The sequence below is a fragment of the Lysobacter sp. M15 genome (genome assembly GCF_022662515.1).
Taxonomy (GTDB): Bacteria; Pseudomonadota; Gammaproteobacteria; order Xanthomonadales; family Xanthomonadaceae; genus JAKPBU01.
The window spans coordinates 56,180-72,423 of sequence record NZ_JAKPBV010000010.1; the positions used below are offsets into that span (position 1 = coordinate 56,180).

Consider the following 16,244-nt stretch of genomic DNA (forward strand, 5'->3'; position numbering starts at 1 on the left):
CGCGCCGCCCTGCAGGGCTGCCAGGAGTCCGATGCTGCACTTCGATTCCTTTGCAAAGCGTATCGTCGGCAGCGCGCGGATCCACGTCCGCGTCGCGGGGCATGGGCCAGCGGTGTTGCTGCTGCATGGCTTCCCGCAGACGCACCTGATGTGGCGCGACATCGCGCCGGCACTTTCGCAGCGATTCACGGTGGTCTGCGCGGACCTGCCCGGCTATGGCCAGAGCGGATGTCCCGAACCGGCGCCCGACCACGCGCCCCACTCCAAGCGCGCGATGGCCTCGTCATTGGTCGAGGCGATGCAGGCATTGGGGTTCGAGCGCTACTCGGTCGTGGGACACGACCGCGGTGCGCGCGTGGCGTATCGCATGGCGCTGGATACGCCGGAGCGCATCCTGCGCCTGGCCGTGCTCGACGCGATCCCGACGCTCGTGGCCTGGGAGCGCGCTGACGCCCGGTTCGCGCAATCGTTCTGGCCGTGGAGCCTGCTGGCGCAGCCCGCGCCGCTGCCCGAGCGTCTGCTCGCGGCTGCACCGGAGGCCTGCGTCGACGATGCCCTGTCGCAATGGGGCTCCCGTGGGGATGCGTTCCCTGGCGAGGTCCGCCAGGCGTATGTGGACGCCCTGCGCGATCCCGCGCACGTGCATGCGATCTGCGAGGAGTACCGCGCCGGCGCGACCATCGATTGCCGCCACGATGCGGCCGACCGTGAACGCCGCCACACCATCCGCTGCCCAGTGCTGGCCCTGTGGAGCCGGGACACGGCACTGGACGACTGGTACGCAGATGCAGGCGGGCCGCTCGGGATCTGGCGGCGATGGGCTGGCGACGTGCGTGGCGAAGCGGTTCCCGGAGGCCACTTCTTTCCGGAAGTGCAACCGGCCGATACCGCCGATCGACTGCAGGCGTTCCTGGAGTCCGATCCGTCGGCAGGCGACACAGGGAACTGAGCGCCACGATTTTCACGCCACGCATTGACCAGTACGTCGCTATCCCACTTCTGCAGGGCGATTCATCCTGTTGCAGCCGACGCCGGGCCTCCTGCTGCAGCGCTGCAAACATCGACGTCGATCAAGGCGGACATCGCGCCTCCGTGCATCGTGCATCAACCGCCCGAAGCCGCTTCGTCGCCACCGTCGATACCGAGCCATGTGAGCACTGCAGCCGCCTGCGCGTCGGGTGCCAGTGCGATGTCGACGGTGATGGCGTCCTCGTCCGCGCCCGGCGCTTCGAGCGTGGCCAGCTGCGAGTCGAGCAGCGAGGCCGGCATGAAGTGGCCGCTGCGCTCCTGCATGCGTTGCTCGAGTAAATGGCGCTCGCCGGTGAGGTGCACGAAGCGCACGCCCTCGCGCCGCAGCACGTCGCGGTAGGCGCGTTTGAGCGCGGAGCAGGTGACGATGCCCGGCGCGCCCGCTGCGATGCGCGCATCGATCCATGCAGCCACCAAGCGCAGCCACGGCTCGCGGTCGGCATCGTTGAGCGGCTGTCCGGCCGCCATCTTGTCGACGTTGGCCTGCGGGTGCAGCACGTCGCCTTCCTGCAGCGGCCAGCCCAGGCGTTGCGCCAGCAGCGCCGCCAGCGTGGACTTGCCGGAGCCGGCCACGCCCATGACCACGAGCACAGGCCCAGGCTTGCGCGGCGCCATCAGAGCACCAGGCCCAGCAGCAGTACGCCCACCAGGCCGACCACGGAGATCAGGCATTCGAGCACCGTCCACGACTTGAGCGTCTGCCCGATGTCCAGGCCGAAGTATTCCTTGATCAGCCAGAAGCCGGCGTCGTTGAGGTGCGAGAGGAATACCGAGCCCGAGCCGATGGCCAGCACCAGCAGCGCGGCGGTGGCCTGGTCCAGGCCCGCAACCAGCGGCTGCAGGATGCCGGCGGCGGTGATGGTGGCCACGGTGGCCGAGCCGGTGGCGATGCGGATGACCACCGCGATCAGCCAGGCGAGCAGCAGCACCGAGACCGACGAGCCATCGACCTGCGCGGCGATGAAACCGCCGATGCCGGTATCGACCAGCACCTGCTTGAAGCCGCCGCCCGCGCCGACGATCAGCAGGATGCCCGCTACCGGGCCAAGCGATGACCCGACCACTTCCTGCAGCTTGTCGCGCCCGAAGCCCGCGCCGCGGCCGAGCACGAAGAACCCGGCCACCACCGCGAGGCCGAGCGCGATCATCGGCAGGCCGAGGAAGTCGATCACCGCCTTCCATGCAGCGCCGGAGTCGGGCGCGACGATGTCGGCGATGGCCTTGGCCAGCATCAGCACCACCGGCAGCAGGATGCTGGCCAGCGTGGCCGCGAACGACGGGCGGCGTGCGAGCGCCGCTTCGCCCGGTGCGATGAACAGCAGCGGCACCGGCGCGGGCACCCAGCGCTCGGCGAAGCGCGCGAACAGCGGGCCGGCGATCACCACCGCCGGAATCGCGACCAGCACGCCGAGTGCGAGCGTCAGGCCCAGGTCGGCGCCGAGCATGCCGATCGCGGCCAGCGGACCGGGATGCGGCGGCACCAGGCCGTGCATGGCCGACAGCCCGGCCAGTGTCGGCAGCGCGATGCGCATCAGCGGCGCGCCCGAGCGACGCGCGACCAGGATGATCACGGGCACCAGCAGCACCAGCCCGACTTCGAAGAACATCGGCAGGCCGATGATCGCGCCGATCAGGCCCATCACCCACGGCAGGCTGCGCGGCGTGGCGCGCGCGACCAGGGTCTCGACGATGCGGTCGGCGCCGCCAGAGTCGGCGAGCAGCTTGCCGTAGATCGCGCCCAGCGCGATGAGGATGCCGACCCCGCCCATGGTCGTACCGAAACCGCTGGCGAAACTGGCGCTGGCGGTGGCCACGTCCAGCCCCGCGATCGCGCCAGTGGCCAGCGCGCCGATGGCCAGCGACAGGAACGGATGCAGCTTCGCCCAGCTGATCAGCACCACGATCAACACGATGCCGATGAGTGCGGCGGCGACGAGCTGGTCGCCGGGCACGACGGCGCGCGCGGCATCCGCCGCCGGACCGGCGGCGGCCATGAGCACGAGCGGGGAAGACTGCAGCAAAGGCGTCAGCACGACGGGAAAGATGTCAGCGACGATGTCATCGGATCTTCCTGATGCGGCGATCGCTCCGGATGCTACCTAACATTCGTTCGTCATTCCCGATCAATGGAACGGAGGCAGTTGATCCGCCACGACAAGGCGCCTTCGGCGTAGCCACAAAGCTGCTGGCAGCAAAGTGGTCGGAACCTACGCTTTTGCTCGTCATTCCCGCGAAGGCGGGAACCCATGGACGTTGATTTCAATCGATTAGAGTCCATGGGTTCCCGCCTGCGCGGGGATGACGGCGTGGAAAGCCCGCGCATCCCGGTTCCGCGCCAGTTCTACGCGTGCTGCGCAGCCACCGCTGCAGCGGCGGGCGACGGCTTCGCGCCCCACAGTGCATAGAACAGCACGTACAGCTCGCAGGCCGCGGTGAGCAGGAACGAGAGCTGCAGGCCGTAGCGATCCGCCAGCCAGCCCTGCACCACCACCAGCGCGCCGCCGGCGATCGCCATCACCAGCAGGCCCGAGCCTTCCTCGGTCAGCGGGCCCAGGCCGCGGATGCCCAGGGTGAAGATGGTCGGGAACATGATCGAGTGGAACAGGCCCACCGAGATCAGCGACCACATCGCCAAGGGACCCGACGCGAACACCGTCACCAGCATCGCCACGAACGCGCCGATCGAGAACAGCGCCAACACCTTCTCCGGCGCGATGCTGCGCATCAGGAAGCTGCCGGCGAAGCGCCCCACCATCATCCCGCCCCATAGCAGGAACAGGTAGCGCGATGCCTGCTCGTGGGTGAGGTTGCCGATGTCCGGCTGCGCCACGAAATTGATGAACAGGTTGGAGACGCCGATCTCGGCGATGAGGTAGATGAAGATCGCGGGGATGCCGAGCACCAGGTTGCGGTGCGACCACAGCGAATGGCGCGCGCGCTCTTCGCGCGCATGGCGCTGCGTGGCGCCGCCGAGCGCCGGCAGCCGGTAGCGCGCGATCACGATCGCCAGCACCACCAGCACCGCCGCGACGATCAGGTACGGCAACTGCACCGATTGCGCATCGGCCAGGCGCTCGGCCGGGGTCAGCACGGTGTCGGCGCTGGCGGTGCCGGCGGTGGTGCGGCCGAGGATCAGATAGCCCCCGAACAGCGGCGCCAGCGTGGTGCCGAAGGAATTGAATGCCTGCACGAAGTTGAGCCGCGACGAGGCGGTCTCCGGCGGGCCGATCACCGCCACGTAGGGATTGGCCGCCACCTGCAGCAGGGTGATGCCGCTGGCGATGACGAACAGCGAGGCCACGGTGATCGCATAGGAAGGCATCTGCGCCGCAGGCACCATGCCCAGCGCCCCCACCGCCATGATCGCCAGCCCGGTGACCAGCGCGCGCTGGTAACCGATCCGTTCGATCAGCCACGCCGATGGCAGCGATGCGACGAAGTAGGCGATGAACCAGACCGATTCGATCAGCGTGGTCCGCGTGTAGTCCAGCTCGAACACGCTGCGCAGGTGCGGCAGCAGGGTGTTGTTGATGACGGTGATGAAGCCCCACATGAAGAACAGCGAGGCCAGCAGCGTCAGCGCCGAACGATAGGCGGGCACGCCGGAGCGCAACGCCTGGGCCGACGCCTGCAAGGTGGGTGCTGCCATGGACGCTCCTTCCGATGCGGCGGACGCGCGCCGGTCGCAGGCGTGCGTCGCGCAGCATAGAAGGCCGGTGCAATGCCCGACCAATGACTTGTGCGGCGCGATCCATCCAGGTTTTGCAATGCTGCGCTGCGACAACGCGCGGGTGCGCTGGCTTGCTATGGGCTGGATCCTTGCGCGAGCTGTCGCCCGGTATGCAGCAGCGCGATCCACCGGTTGCCAACTTCGGCGCGCCGGTCGAGCAGTGGCCGCTGAAGTTCAAGCGTCGCAGCGTTGCTGTGCACGGTTATTCCATGTGCCGGACGTTCAACTGCGCCTCGTGTACGCACCGGCACCGGCGTTCGCTGCCGCTCGATCCGACGAGGCGCCGGCGGACGCGGCCGCGCGACTGCGCAAGGACATGCGCACGGGTCTGTGCTCGCGTCAAAGCTCGCGCGCACGCCGTTCACGTGCGGGCGGAGGCGTAGCGTTCGTCGTCGCCTCGACGTCGGACAACACGGTGGCGCCAGCGGCCGGTGGCGTCCGCGCCCCGATCTCGTGGCCGAAGCTGCGGCGAGGATCGACAACGGCCGCATTGTCGCGATCGGCCTCGCGCAATCGGGCCGGAGCCGGCGTGCGATCCCGTTCGTCGCCCCGTGCGCGGACCGAATCCATCGACCTGACCACACCCTGCGCCGTCAGCCGTCCCAGCATGTCGGCCTGGTCCTGCCAGTCCCAGGCGGTCTGTGCCAGCGCCGGCGTGGTGGCCGTGAACACCAGGGCAACCAGGCCCAGGGCGGTTGCAGGCAGTCGTGAGCGTGCGTATGTGGTGAACATGAGGTGACCTCCTTGACGGGTTCTCGTGCGTGGCCAGCGCCACGCACCCGATTTGAGGCCGGGGCCTGCGGTTCCTCCATGTAGGGAAGCTAGGGTTTTCCTGCAGATTCGGAACAGTTGCGGTTGCGCCCGTACCGATGCGCGAAACTAGGGGCCTACGCTACGGTCGCAGGTGACGTGATGACCGCCCGAGACGAGGCAGGCCCGGCAGGATGAACGAGCACGTCGTCATCAGAAACAAGTTCGGCGCGCCGCCGGCGCCCGGGAATCCACAGGATTTCCTGGTCGGCAGCGCGCTGGTGCAACCCGCGCTCAACCGGATCTCCGTGCACGGGCAGGTGACCCAGGTCGAGCCGAAGGTGATGCAGGTGCTGACCCTGATGGCGGCGCGGCCGGGCGCCGTGGTCCCGAGGGAGGCGTTCCTCGAGCAGGTGTGGCCCAGAGCCGGCGACGACTACCTGCTCAATCGCAGCGTGTCGGAACTGCGCAAGATCTTCGGCGACGACGCGCAATCGCCGCGCTATATCGAAACCATCCGCAAGACCGGCTACCGCCTGATCGCGCCGATCGCGCCGGCGCGGGTCGCCGAGGTGGTCCCCGCGACGGCGCCCGGTCCCGACGCAGGGACGCCACACCCGGCCGCGGATGCCGAGTCCGCGACGCCACCCGACCAGGCCACTGTCGCAAAAGCGAACCAGGACGGCGTGCCGGTGCGCGCCGTGCCGTTGCGTTACGTACTGGCCCTGGCCGGGATCGCGGGCGCGACGCTGGTGGCGGTTGCGGTAGCGCTGGTGTGGACGGCCGGATCCAGGCAGGCGCCGCCCGGCATCGCCACCACCTTCGAAACGCTTCCCCTGACGAGCTTCGTCGGCAGCGAACTCGAACCGGCCCTGTCCCCGGACGGCAGCCGCGTCGCCTTCGTCTGGGACGATGACGCCGATGGCGTACCCGATATCCATGTGAAAACCGTCGGCAGCGAATCCACGCTCAATCTGACCCACAGCGACAGCGCGGAAAACCACCCCGTGTGGTCGGCCGACGGAGGCGCAGTCCTGTTCGTCCGCCCGCAGCGCAGCGGGGTGGCGATCATGCGGGTGTCCGCGCTGGGCGGCGGCGCCACGCTGGTGGTGCGCGACGAGGCCGCCGCCGACATCCGCGGCATGAGCCTGGCACCCGATGGCGCGTCGATCGCCTACGCACGCCGGGACGATGCCGCCTCGCCCTACCGAATCGTCCTGGCCTCGATCGACACCGGGCGCACGCAGGCCGTCACCCGCCCGGAAGCAGGCACGCTGGGCGACATCGATCCGCTGTTCGCGCGCGATGGGCGCACGGTGTACTTCGTCCGCGCCGTGAACGAGGTCACCAAGGACCTCTACGCAGCACCGTCCGGCGGTGGCGAACCGACGCGGCTGACCTTCGACAATCGCAAGATCAACGGCCTCACCTGGTCGCCGGATGGCACGCGGCTGCTGTTCACCTCGACCCGTTCGGGCGTGTACGGGGTGTGGTCCGTGGATCCGGCCGGCGGTGATCCCCAGCAGCTGGCCCTGGGCGACGAAGATGTGCACCAACCTTCGGCGGCGCCCGCGGTCGGCCGGGTAGCCTATGAGCGATGGACGCATCGTGCGCAGTTGCAGAGGATCGATCTTGCGCGTCAGGCGCCCATCGCGGCCGGGGCCTCGGTCCGCTCGACACGTTGGGATTCCAGCCCGGCCTACGCACCCGATGGCAAGCGCATCGCCTTCAACTCCAACCGGGCCGGCCCCCAAGGCATCTGGGTGAGCGATCGCGACGGGCGCGATGCGGTGCAGATCGCATCGTTCGGCGGCGTGTTCGTCGACCATCCCGCCTGGTCGCCCGATGGCGCGACGATCGCGTTCGATGCCAGCCCCGACGGGCGCACCGCCGTCTATACCGTCGCATCGCAAGGCGGATCGCCGCAGCGGATCACTCAAGGCCCGGGCGATAGCCGCAATCCGGCCTGGTCGCGCGATGGCCGGTGGATCTATTTCGAATCCAACCGCAGCGGCGACTGGCAACTCTACGCACGACCGGCGGGCGGCGGGGAAGCGGTGAGGATCACGGCGAAGGGCGGCGCCAATCCGGTCGAGTCGACCGATGGCGCATGGCTGCTGTACAGCAAACCAGAGGCACCGGGCCTGTGGCGCCAGGCCAGGCGCGCGTGGAGCGAAACGGGCGCGGCCGCCTCGGAAACGCGGCTGACCGCAGACCTCGCGCCCGAGGACGGCGACAACTGGGCTCCAGCGGACCGCGGAATCTATTTCGTCCGCAGGCCCACGGCGGCTCCGCCGCGCCTGTCGATGCTCGACGCCAGCGGATCGGTGAGGGATGTCGTGGCGCTGACGCCATCGCTCCAGATCGTGGGGCTCGATGTTGCACCCGATGCCACCGAACTCATCCTTGCGAACAGGGTGCTCAGTGAGAGCGACCTGCGACTGGCGAGCCCAAGACAGGCGATCGCTGCTTCCCCTTGAGTTGGCGGGACAGGAGATAGGTAGTAGCGGGAACGAAGGAACCAGGTCATTCCGTGGCTCCGCTCATTTCGCGATCCTGAGCAACGGGCGAACAGTCACAGCGGAGTCGGCGCTGCGCTGACAGCGCAAAACGGATTGGGCGACCAGCACCCCGGCAGTTCATCTCTGGTCGCCCCAATGGCCGCGCAAGCCCGCCGCCGCCGTTGCCTTTACGAAACACGCGCGCCGAAGGGGGCCGACCGTGGCGAAGATGATCGATAGGTTGAAGACGGGCGCCTGCGCGCTGGTGCTGGCCTGCGCGGGATGGTCAGCACCGCCGGCGCTCGCGCAATCGACTACGGCGGGCGAGCCGTTCGTGGTGGAGTACACCTACAAGGTCGAGTGGGGCCACCTGGACGAGTTCATCTCGCTGTTCAAGAAGAACCATTACCCCGTGCTGCAGCGGCTGAAACAGCTCGGATATGTCCGCGACATCGGGGTGGCCTATCCGGTCAACCACGCGGGCGAAGCCGACCGCTGGGACATGCGGGTGACCGTGACGTTTCGCGACGCCAACGCGTCTTTGCCGGACCCGGCGGTCGACAAGGCGATCATCGCCGAGCTGTATCCCGACAAGAAAACCTTCGAGCGCGAGGAGCAGCGTCGTTTCGAACTGCTGATCGAGCACACCGACGTGCCGGTGTTCCTCGAGGACATGAAGGATTGGGACGCGCCCGCGCCGGAGGCGTGAGCGGCTCCATCCTTCCTGCGGCTCACGCCTGGATCGCGTAGGCGCGCACCGGAAACGTGCCCATGCCGACGATCTTCGGCGGCACGGCGTGGAAGCGACAACCGCGATCAGGCACGGCGTCGAGGCGGGTGAGGTGCTCGCCGATGGGAATGTCGGCGCCGAGCAGCAGCGTGTGGACCGGACGCGCACGCACGCGGGTGTCGTCGATGTTGTACGAGTCGATGCCCACGAACGCCGCGCCCGCCGCGACCAGACGTTCGGCAGCGGCGGCGGTCAGGAACGGGTGCTCGCTGAAGTAGCGCTCGGTCCGCCAATGGCGGTCCCAGCCGGTGTGGACCAGCACCGCCATGCCTTGCAGCGGGACGCCGTCGAAGGCGCCGGCGTCCACGGCCAGCCCATCCTGCCAGGGTTGCCTGACCACGACGGCGGGCAGGTCGGCGAGCGAGGCGAGCGGCAGGCCGGCCAGATCGCAGCCGTGTTCGAAGCGGTGGAACGGGCTGTCGACATAGGTGCCGGTGTTGGCGACCAGGTCGATGCGGCCGATCTGGAACGTGCTGCCATCATCGTAGTTCGCGCGCGAGGCCTCGCGCGTCCAGTAATCGCACAGGACCGGGCCCGGCAGGTCTTTGTAGGTCGTCATGCCGGCTTCGATGGTATGGCTGAGGTCGATCAGTCGCGGGTGTTCGACGTTCACGGCGAGGGTGCTCCGGAGCGGCCGCGGTGCGGGGCCGGCGCCGCGCAGTGTGCGGCACGCGCGGGCGCAAGGGTGTGCCATGCATGGCGAAACACACCCGCGCAAGCCCGACGCACGGTCCCGCCGCTTCGGAACGCCTAGAGTGGGCCCATGCAAGCCCTGTCACCCGCCCTGGCCAGCTGGCTCGCCGACGCGATCCTGATATCGCACGTGGCCGTGGTCTTATTCGTGCTGCTGGGCGCGCTCGCCGTGCCGATCGGCGCGTGGCGACGCTGGCGCTGGGTGCGTGGCTTCCGCTGGCGTCTGACGCATCTGGTGCTGATGGGCGTGATCGCGCTGCAGGCCTGGCTCGGCGCGCTGTGCCCGCTGACGGTATGGGAACAGGCGCTGCGCCGGCGCGCGGGCGAAGCGGTGTACCGCGAATCCTTCATCGAATACTGGCTCTCAAGGTTGATCTTCTTCGAGGCGCCGTGGTGGATTTTCGTCGCCGCGTATTCCGGCTTCGCTGCATTCGTGCTGCTGCTGTGGTGGGCGGTGCCGCCGCAGCGGCGTGCCGGGAAGGTTTCATGACCCCATGCCTGGGAAACTGCGTGCGAAAGCGCAACCGCCCCGGATACTTGACAGGGGTCAGGTGGCGGCGGACGCTGGATCCGCGTTGGCGGCCGTCGGGGAGGCGCTATGCGGCGTCTGGAGATGCGGTACATCGTGCGCGCCACTTCGATACTGGGCGTCTTGTGCGCGATCGGCATGCTGGCGCCGGTCGCGGCCGGCTACGCGATCGGTGCGAATGACGCAGCCGAATCGCAGCAATCGGCCGAAGAATCCATCGAAGCCACGGTCGAAGCGCGCCGCGATGCCATCGATCATGAGATCGGACACACGCCCGCGCATCCATGGGCCGCGGACTACTACGAAGGCAACGGGCTGGGAGTCAACATCTTCCTCAGCATCGCGCCGAAGTCGGGAGTGGCCGCAACCTGGCATGGATGCCTGGGGCTGTACGGCGCCAACCTCGGCGCCGTTATTCCGGAACGGGATGGAAGCCTGCAGCTCCAGTTCGAGCAGCCGAACGAAGCGCGCTTCGGAGGATTCCCCGATCGCGTTGTGCCGGTGCGGTGGGGCGCGCGACGCTACCTGATCAGGCCCAGCGATACCGCGGGTTTCGTAGCCGCGATCCACGCGGGCTTCGAGCCGCGCACCCAGGTCCATGGACAGTTCCTGCTGGCAGAGGGCGACGAACTCAAGCCTGTATCGGGCCTGCCCGGCCTACCCGAGCCTGATCGGGTCCGTATCCGCCTGCAGGCGGTGGAAGCGCGGATCGTCGAGGTCGGCGAGCCGGAACGCGGTGACAAGACCGTCGACATGTGCGATGCACGTTATCCCGTGCGCCTGGTGGTGGATGGCGACGAGGTCCTGCATCCGGGCGAGAAGCTGCAGGTTCTGGGCCGCAGCTCGCCTTTCACCGACATCATCGTCCGCGAAGCGGGTGCTGGCTCCGCCAGAGGCCTCGCAAAAGTGCTCGAACTCGATTGCGGCAAACCCGATGCCGATCACGTGCCCGCAGAAGGCTGGCGTTTGACCACCGGCGCGTACGACGAGATCTCGGCCAACCGTGCCATCGCCGAGGCCAGCCGTGCTAGCGCAACGCAGGCGTCGCGATGAGGCCGTAGGCCGGCAAGCGAAGTCCGGGCATTCGACCTGCGCGCCATCGCATTGATCTGCTGCCTGTGTTGCTGGTAGGTGTCGTATTTGGCCAGGAGCCCCACGGCCGGATCGGGTGCGGTCTACGGCCTTACCCGAGTAGTGATGCTTCCGGAGACTCATGCATGGCCAAGGGCGGAGATGTTTTTGCGCCTCATCCAAGCGCACGCAGGGTGGGATTGAGGCTTCGATATGCACCAGTACAGCGGTGCGGTAGCGCCCCGAGCGTGAGCCTGTCGTGAAAAAACGCTCGACGCGCGGTGTCGATGCAGAAAATCCGGTGCGGATTAAACCAGGGCTTAAAGCCGCAAAGTCGGCCGCTGGTTGGGGCTGGAAAGCCGTGATTTTCAGGTTTTAGAATCCGCGGCCTTCCCGTTCTCCGGAGGGTGCGCGCATGGCCGACCAGGGCCGCTATTCCATGAGTGTCGGAGACATGGGGCAGCAGGAGCTGGATCTGCTCGAGTGCCTGGTTCGCATCGATCGCGGCCAAGCCCTGGATCCGCGCGCGGATGACATGCTCATGCGGCTGATCGACGCCGGCCTGGTCGATTCCGCCGACGGCGTGCTGGCGCTGACCCTGGCCGGCATCGAGCGCTGCCAGTCCCTGATGCATCGCATGGCCGGAGACATGGAGGCGGCCAAGGTCCTGGCCGCGCGCGGCATCGCGATCGCATCCGAAGCGTGATCGCATGAGTGGTTGCAGCGTCGCTGTTCGGCCATGCGCGCAGCGCTAAAGGCGGCGGGGTGGCGGAACACCAGCCGCGCTGTCTAAAACCGCTACCCGAGGACGTTCGCCCCCACGTTTTCGTTCGATAGTTGGGCGATGGCGACCAGTGCTACCTTTTCCGACATGGCCAAATCGACCGGCACGATCAAGTTCAAGGCGAAGCTGTCGCGACCCGCGGCGCCGAAGGGCGTGGCGTGGACCTTCCTGGTGCTACCCGCGGCGGTCAGCGCGAAGCTGCCGACGCGGAGCATGGTCACCGTCGACGGTAGCCTGGAAGGCCAGTCCTTCCAGGCCACTCTGGAACCCGATGGCCAGGGCAGCCACTGGCTCAAGATCGAACAGGCCCTGAGCGAGAAGGCCGGTGTCGCCGCGGGCGACACTGTCGCGCTAGAGGTCGCGCCCGTGGCAGTGGAACCCGAGCCCAAGGTGCCGGACGACCTGCGCAACGCGCTGGCGGCCAATGCCGAAGCGAAGGCGACCTGGGACGACATCACGCCGGTGGCGCGGCGCGACTGGATCCACTGGATCACCTCGGGCAAGAAGGCCGAGACCCGCGTGAAGCGCATCGACGTGGCCTGCGACAAGCTCGCCTGCGGGAACCGACGCGCCTGCTGCTTCGACCGCTCGGGCATGTACAGCAAGGGCAACATGGGCCCGCCCGAGGCGGCGGAGTAGCGCCGGTTCCGAAGCTGTCGATGCCGGGCCGTTCGGCAAGTGCACGACGCGCTGCGTGAAGCGCAGCGCACGGAATCGAGATCCCACATCGCGGCTTCCTGGCCCTTCGGCTTCGCGCCGTCGGCGCTACGCTCAGGGCAATCGGAATCCGGAACGGGGTGTGATCCATCGCCCTGATGCAATTCAAGAACAGCGTGCGCGACTGGCTTGCGTCGTCACCTGGACAGTGCACGACGCGCTGCCGCACTAGGCGAGATTGCCGCCCGAGTTCGGCGGCGACGAGGAGCGCGTGGCGTAGTAGGAAAACGCTGCCCCGTCGCCGCACCCGACGGCATCACCTGAGGCAGGACGAGGCGGCCGGGCGCGTGGCACCGACCCCGCCAGACGTGGATTCATCGCGGCATCCGGCGTTTCGTCGCATGCCGCTTGAGGATGGAGCGGTCACATCGCATGCTGCCGGCTGCTGCGTGTGCAGTGATGTCGTTCAACGTGAGGCTCGATCGCCATGAAGACCCTGATCGCCCTGCTGGTGTGGTGCCTGCTGCTGGTGCTGTGCTGGCCGCTGGCGTTGCTGGCCCTGGTGCTGTGGCCGCTGGTCTGGCTGCTGTCGCTGCCGTTCCGCCTGGTCGGCATCACCTTCTCGGCGCTGTTCGCCTTCCTGCAAGCCTTGCTGATGCTGCCCGCGCGCCTGCTCGGCGGGCGGCCGCGGCCCGCGGGTGCGATGGCCTGAGCCGGCGTCGCCCGGGCAAGCAAAGTGCACCCGGGGCTTTCCGACACGACGCATCAGGGCTTCCGGGTGCGGCTCGCGGCCTGACCGGCTACGGCGTTGTGCGCCGCTTCGGGCGGCCAGGCCGGAGCGTGCGGTCAGCCGGCGTGCGCGTGCACCCGCCCCAGGAAGTCGCGGACCAGTGCCACTACCTCGTCGAGATTGGTTTCCAGTAGCCAGTGGCCGCCGTCGAGCAGGTGCAGCTCGGCGTCGGGCAGGTCGCGAAGATAGGCGCGTGCCGACTTCTCCGGCATGTAGTGGTCGTGCGGCCCCCATACGATCAGCGTCGGTGGCCGGTGTTCGCGCAGGTATTCGCGATGCTGTGGAAACCAGGCGCGGTTTTGCTTCAGACCCGCGATCAGATCGATCGCGACCTCCTTGCGTCTGGGCGTCATCAGCGACCAGTGCAGCTTCCACAGATCGGGCGGAATGCATGCGGCAAGTTCCGGGCGCACGTCGTTCAGGAATTCTTCCTTGAACGTCTCCTCGTTGATCGCTTCGGCGAGCTGTTTTCGCATCTCGGGGACGGGCAAGGTCCAAGTCTTCTCGATGTCGGCGTATTTCGGCCCCAGCGCGTCCTCGTAGGGGATATCGCCGTTCTGGATGATCAGCGCCGCGATGCGCGCGGGCGCCCTGATCGCCAGCCGGGCGCCGATCGGCGATCCGAAATCGTGCAGATACAGCGCGAAACGGGCGATGTCGAGCGCTTCGACGAAGCTGTCGAGGAATCCGGCATAACCATCGAAGCTGTAGTCGAAGTCGTCCGGCGTTTCGCTATACCCGGCGCCGGGAAAGTCCGGCGCAATCAGTCGCCAACGGTCGGCCAGCCGTGGCATCAGGTTGCGAAATTCGTACGACGAGCCTGGATAACCATGCGGAAGCAGGACCACCGGCGCGCCGTCCGCGCCTGCCTCTCGGTAGAAGACCTCGACTTTGCCGACGCTGATGCGGCGGTGACGAACGCGGGTATCCAAAACAGCTCCCTGGCCGGTTTCTCCGAAAGATGCTGCGTCGATCGTCAATGAAGCGTCACGGCTCCGTTATGGCGAGCAGCTTTTCGAAACCCACGGCGCGGCGGAACTTGCGATCTGCGGCCTAACCCGGGCCAGGCGCTCAGCCCGCCGCCATCGTCTTGCCACCGTCGCGCGCATAACGCCCCGGCGAGCGGCCCACGTGCCGGCGGAACGCGGTGCTGAAGGTGCTGGCCGAGGCGTAGCCCACGCGCTCGGCGGCTTGGGCAATGCCGATCTGCTCGTTGCGCAGCAGATCCTTGGCGATGGCCATGCGCCAGGCCTGCAGATATTCCATCGGCGGCACGCCCACGGTGCGCGCGAAACGGTCGAAGAACGCCGAGCGAGACAGCGCGGCGGTGTCGGCCAGCTGCGCGATGGTCCACGCATGCGCGGGGCGCGCGTGCAGCTGCCGCAGCGACGCCGCCAGGCGCGCATCGGCCAGGCCACGCAGTAGCCCGGGCGGCGCGTCGCGGCCCGCAGTCGCACGCAGGGTCTCGACCAGCAGCAGCTCCACCAGCCGCGCGAGCACGACATCGCGACCCGGACGGTCTTCGACCGCTTCCTCGCCCAGCAGCCCCACCAGCAGCGACAGCCGCGCCACCCCGCGCACATGCACCACCGCGGGCAGCAGCGACACCAGCAGTGCGGGGTCGGGCGCGTCGAACAGGAACCATCCGCCGAGCAGGCGCACGTCGGGCGATCCGTGCTGGCGGCCATGGCGCACCTCGCCTTCCGGCGCGGGCGCCTGCTTCGGGTCGATCCGCGTGGGCGTCGCGGTCTCGAAACCGGACATGGTGAAGCCCGGCGTCGCCGGCAGCAGCACGAAATCGCCGGCCTGCAGGACGAGCGGGGCATGGCCGTCGACCTCGAGCCGACAGCCGCCCTCCAGCACCACGCAGAAGCTGGGTTCGCCGAACTCCGAGTAGCGCACCGCCCACGCGCCGGCGCCGCTGATGCCCTTGGAGAACACCGCGCGCGGGCGCAGCAGGCGGACCACCTCGGACAGGGGATCGCTCATCAGGACGGCTCGCGCGGCGTGGAAGGCAATCAGGACTATAGCCAACAAATTACGGACTTTGCGGCATAGATCGTCCGGATATCCCTGCCTATCGTGGGTCCCGTTTCAACCACCCGAGACCCACCAGAATGAAGACCGTCCTGATCACCGGCTGCTCCTCCGGCTATGGCCTGGAGACCGCCCGCCACTTCCACGCCCGCGGCTGGCGCGTCGTCGCCACCATGCGCAAGCCGCGCGCGGGGCTGCTACCCGCCGACGAGCGCATCCAGCTGCTGGCGCTCGACGTCACCCGTACCGACAGCGTCGCCGCCGCGATCGAAGTCGCCGGCCCGATCGACGTGCTGGTCAACAACGCCGGCGTCGGGCTGTTCGGCGCGTTCGAGGCCACGCCCATGGCGACCGTGCGCGAGGTGTTCGAGACCAACACCTTCGGCACGATGGCCATGACCCAGGCGGCGATTCCGCAGCTGCGCGCGCGCGGCACGGGCACCATCGTCAACGTCACCTCCAGCGCCACGCTGGCACCAATGCCGCTGGTGGCCGCCTACACCGCCAGCAAAACCGCGATCGAGGGATTCACCGCGTCGCTCGCGCACGAGCTGGGTGCGTTCGGCGTGGCGGTGAAGCTGGTCGAACCCGGTTACGCGCCGAGCACGCGCTTCGCCGCCAACGGCGAGGAGCGGATGCGCGGCTTGGTTCCCGAGGCGTACGCGCCCTATGCGCAGCGCGTGTTCGCAGCGCTGACCCAGGTGGCCGAAGTGACGCACGAGTCCGACGTGGCCGAAGCCGTGTGGCGCGCAGCCAACGACAGCACGGGGCGGCTGCATTTCCCCGCGGGCGCGGACGCCGTTGCGCTGGCGGCTACGAACTAGCGCGCTCGCTTCGCGCAGCGCACGGGCGAAGCGTGCCGCGCCGCGACGGCGGCGATTCG

The 16,244-nt window shown here is 68.3% G+C and carries 16 protein-coding genes; 9 read left to right on the forward strand and 7 right to left on the reverse strand.

Annotation, left to right across the window (positions count from 1 at the left end; all coding sequences use genetic code 11):
- Nucleotides 1-31 precede the first annotated feature (31 nt).
- A complete protein-coding gene (locus tag MC380_RS08310; protein ID WP_242164123.1) occupies nucleotides 32-949 on the forward strand; it encodes an alpha/beta hydrolase in 918 nt (305 codons plus the stop codon).
- Nucleotides 950-1,104: 155 nt separating this feature from the next.
- Here the strand turns inward: MC380_RS08310 and MC380_RS08315 are convergent, their stop codons facing one another.
- The 4 genes from MC380_RS08315 to MC380_RS08330 form a co-directional block, all read right to left on the reverse strand.
- Nucleotides 1,105-1,644, reverse strand: a complete 540-nt coding sequence (locus MC380_RS08315) for a gluconokinase (RefSeq protein WP_242164125.1) — start codon at nucleotides 1,642-1,644, stop codon at nucleotides 1,105-1,107.
- Nucleotides 1,644-3,023, reverse strand: coding sequence for a gluconate:H+ symporter (locus tag MC380_RS08320; RefSeq protein WP_242164127.1), 1,380 nt, complete (start codon nucleotides 3,021-3,023; stop codon nucleotides 1,644-1,646). The genes MC380_RS08315 and MC380_RS08320 overlap by 1 nt, the downstream gene beginning before the upstream one ends.
- 347 nt (nucleotides 3,024-3,370) lie before the next feature.
- A complete protein-coding gene (locus tag MC380_RS08325; protein WP_242102065.1) occupies nucleotides 3,371-4,678 on the reverse strand; it encodes a sugar MFS transporter in 1,308 nt (435 codons plus the stop codon).
- Nucleotides 4,679-5,098: 420 nt separating this feature from the next.
- Nucleotides 5,099-5,491, reverse strand: a complete 393-nt coding sequence (locus tag MC380_RS08330; RefSeq protein WP_242102064.1) for a hypothetical protein — start codon at nucleotides 5,489-5,491, stop codon at nucleotides 5,099-5,101.
- Between the two features lie 212 nt (nucleotides 5,492-5,703).
- Between MC380_RS08330 and MC380_RS08335 the strand changes: the two genes are divergently transcribed.
- The gene (locus tag MC380_RS08335) at nucleotides 5,704-7,989 is read left to right on the forward strand and encodes a winged helix-turn-helix domain-containing protein (RefSeq protein ID WP_242164129.1); all 2,286 of its coding nucleotides are present in this window, start codon (nucleotides 5,704-5,706) and stop codon (nucleotides 7,987-7,989) included.
- Between the two features lie 250 nt (nucleotides 7,990-8,239).
- The gene (locus tag MC380_RS08340) at nucleotides 8,240-8,719 is read left to right on the forward strand and encodes a hypothetical protein (RefSeq protein ID WP_242164131.1); all 480 of its coding nucleotides are present in this window, start codon (nucleotides 8,240-8,242) and stop codon (nucleotides 8,717-8,719) included.
- A gap of 22 nt (nucleotides 8,720-8,741) precedes the next feature.
- On the opposite strand, the gene MC380_RS08345 is transcribed toward MC380_RS08340, so the two are convergent.
- Nucleotides 8,742-9,413 (reverse strand): cyclase family protein, encoded by a 672-nt coding sequence (locus MC380_RS08345; RefSeq protein WP_242164133.1) that lies wholly within the window; start codon nucleotides 9,411-9,413, stop codon nucleotides 8,742-8,744.
- 150 nt (nucleotides 9,414-9,563) lie between these two features.
- Here MC380_RS08345 and MC380_RS08350 point away from each other — a divergent pair, with 150 nt between their 5' ends.
- From MC380_RS08350 to MC380_RS08370, 5 genes are all read left to right on the forward strand, one after another.
- Complete coding sequence (locus MC380_RS08350) at nucleotides 9,564-9,983, forward strand: DUF2784 domain-containing protein (RefSeq protein ID WP_242164135.1); 420 nt, start codon at nucleotides 9,564-9,566, stop codon at nucleotides 9,981-9,983.
- A gap of 123 nt (nucleotides 9,984-10,106) precedes the next feature.
- Nucleotides 10,107-11,075, forward strand: a complete 969-nt coding sequence (locus tag MC380_RS08355; RefSeq protein WP_242164137.1) for a hypothetical protein — start codon at nucleotides 10,107-10,109, stop codon at nucleotides 11,073-11,075.
- A 433-nt stretch (nucleotides 11,076-11,508) separates the two neighbouring features.
- A complete protein-coding gene (locus MC380_RS08360; protein ID WP_242164139.1) occupies nucleotides 11,509-11,799 on the forward strand; it encodes a hypothetical protein in 291 nt (96 codons plus the stop codon).
- A gap of 165 nt (nucleotides 11,800-11,964) precedes the next feature.
- The gene (locus MC380_RS08365; RefSeq protein ID WP_242102945.1) at nucleotides 11,965-12,516 is read left to right on the forward strand and encodes a YdeI/OmpD-associated family protein; all 552 of its coding nucleotides are present in this window, start codon (nucleotides 11,965-11,967) and stop codon (nucleotides 12,514-12,516) included.
- 505 nt (nucleotides 12,517-13,021) lie between these two features.
- On the forward strand, nucleotides 13,022-13,246 hold the full coding sequence (locus MC380_RS08370; protein ID WP_242102057.1) for a hypothetical protein: 225 nt from the start codon (nucleotides 13,022-13,024) through the stop codon (nucleotides 13,244-13,246).
- 134 nt (nucleotides 13,247-13,380) lie between these two features.
- On the opposite strand, the gene MC380_RS08375 is transcribed toward MC380_RS08370, so the two are convergent.
- Nucleotides 13,381-14,256 (reverse strand): alpha/beta hydrolase, encoded by an 876-nt coding sequence (locus MC380_RS08375; protein WP_242164141.1) that lies wholly within the window; start codon nucleotides 14,254-14,256, stop codon nucleotides 13,381-13,383.
- 139 nt (nucleotides 14,257-14,395) lie between these two features.
- Nucleotides 14,396-15,313, reverse strand: a complete 918-nt coding sequence (locus tag MC380_RS08380; RefSeq protein ID WP_242164143.1) for an AraC family transcriptional regulator — start codon at nucleotides 15,311-15,313, stop codon at nucleotides 14,396-14,398.
- A 128-nt stretch (nucleotides 15,314-15,441) separates the two neighbouring features.
- On the opposite strand from MC380_RS08380, the gene MC380_RS08385 reads away from it, so the two are divergent.
- Nucleotides 15,442-16,185, forward strand: a complete 744-nt coding sequence (locus tag MC380_RS08385; RefSeq protein ID WP_242102054.1) for an SDR family oxidoreductase — start codon at nucleotides 15,442-15,444, stop codon at nucleotides 16,183-16,185.
- The last annotated feature ends 59 nt before the right edge of the window (nucleotides 16,186-16,244 follow it).

Excerpts from the sequence above, each read along its gene's own strand:
- MC380_RS08340 (WP_242164131.1), top strand. The coding sequence starts at position 8,240 with ATGATCGATAGGTTGAAGACGGGCGCCTGCGCGCTGGTGCTGGCCTGC.
- MC380_RS08315 (WP_242164125.1), bottom strand. The coding sequence starts at position 1,644 with ATGGCGCCGCGCAAGCCTGGGCCTGTGCTCGTGGTCATGGGCGTGGCC.
- MC380_RS08325 (WP_242102065.1), bottom strand. The coding sequence starts at position 4,678 with ATGGCAGCACCCACCTTGCAGGCGTCGGCCCAGGCGTTGCGCTCCGGC.
- MC380_RS08380 (WP_242164143.1), bottom strand. The coding sequence starts at position 15,313 with ATGAGCGATCCCCTGTCCGAGGTGGTCCGCCTGCTGCGCCCGCGCGCG.
- MC380_RS08360 (WP_242164139.1), top strand. The coding sequence starts at position 11,509 with ATGGCCGACCAGGGCCGCTATTCCATGAGTGTCGGAGACATGGGGCAG.
- MC380_RS08310 (WP_242164123.1), top strand. The coding sequence starts at position 32 with ATGCTGCACTTCGATTCCTTTGCAAAGCGTATCGTCGGCAGCGCGCGG.
- MC380_RS08355 (WP_242164137.1), top strand. The coding sequence starts at position 10,107 with ATGCGGTACATCGTGCGCGCCACTTCGATACTGGGCGTCTTGTGCGCG.
- MC380_RS08370 (WP_242102057.1), top strand. The coding sequence starts at position 13,022 with ATGAAGACCCTGATCGCCCTGCTGGTGTGGTGCCTGCTGCTGGTGCTG.
- MC380_RS08365 (WP_242102945.1), top strand. The coding sequence starts at position 11,965 with ATGGCCAAATCGACCGGCACGATCAAGTTCAAGGCGAAGCTGTCGCGA.
- MC380_RS08385 (WP_242102054.1), top strand. The coding sequence starts at position 15,442 with ATGAAGACCGTCCTGATCACCGGCTGCTCCTCCGGCTATGGCCTGGAG.
- MC380_RS08335 (WP_242164129.1), top strand. The coding sequence starts at position 5,704 with ATGAACGAGCACGTCGTCATCAGAAACAAGTTCGGCGCGCCGCCGGCG.
- MC380_RS08320 (WP_242164127.1), bottom strand. The coding sequence starts at position 3,023 with ATGGCCGCCGCCGGTCCGGCGGCGGATGCCGCGCGCGCCGTCGTGCCC.
- MC380_RS08330 (WP_242102064.1), bottom strand. The coding sequence starts at position 5,491 with ATGTTCACCACATACGCACGCTCACGACTGCCTGCAACCGCCCTGGGC.
- MC380_RS08350 (WP_242164135.1), top strand. The coding sequence starts at position 9,564 with ATGCAAGCCCTGTCACCCGCCCTGGCCAGCTGGCTCGCCGACGCGATC.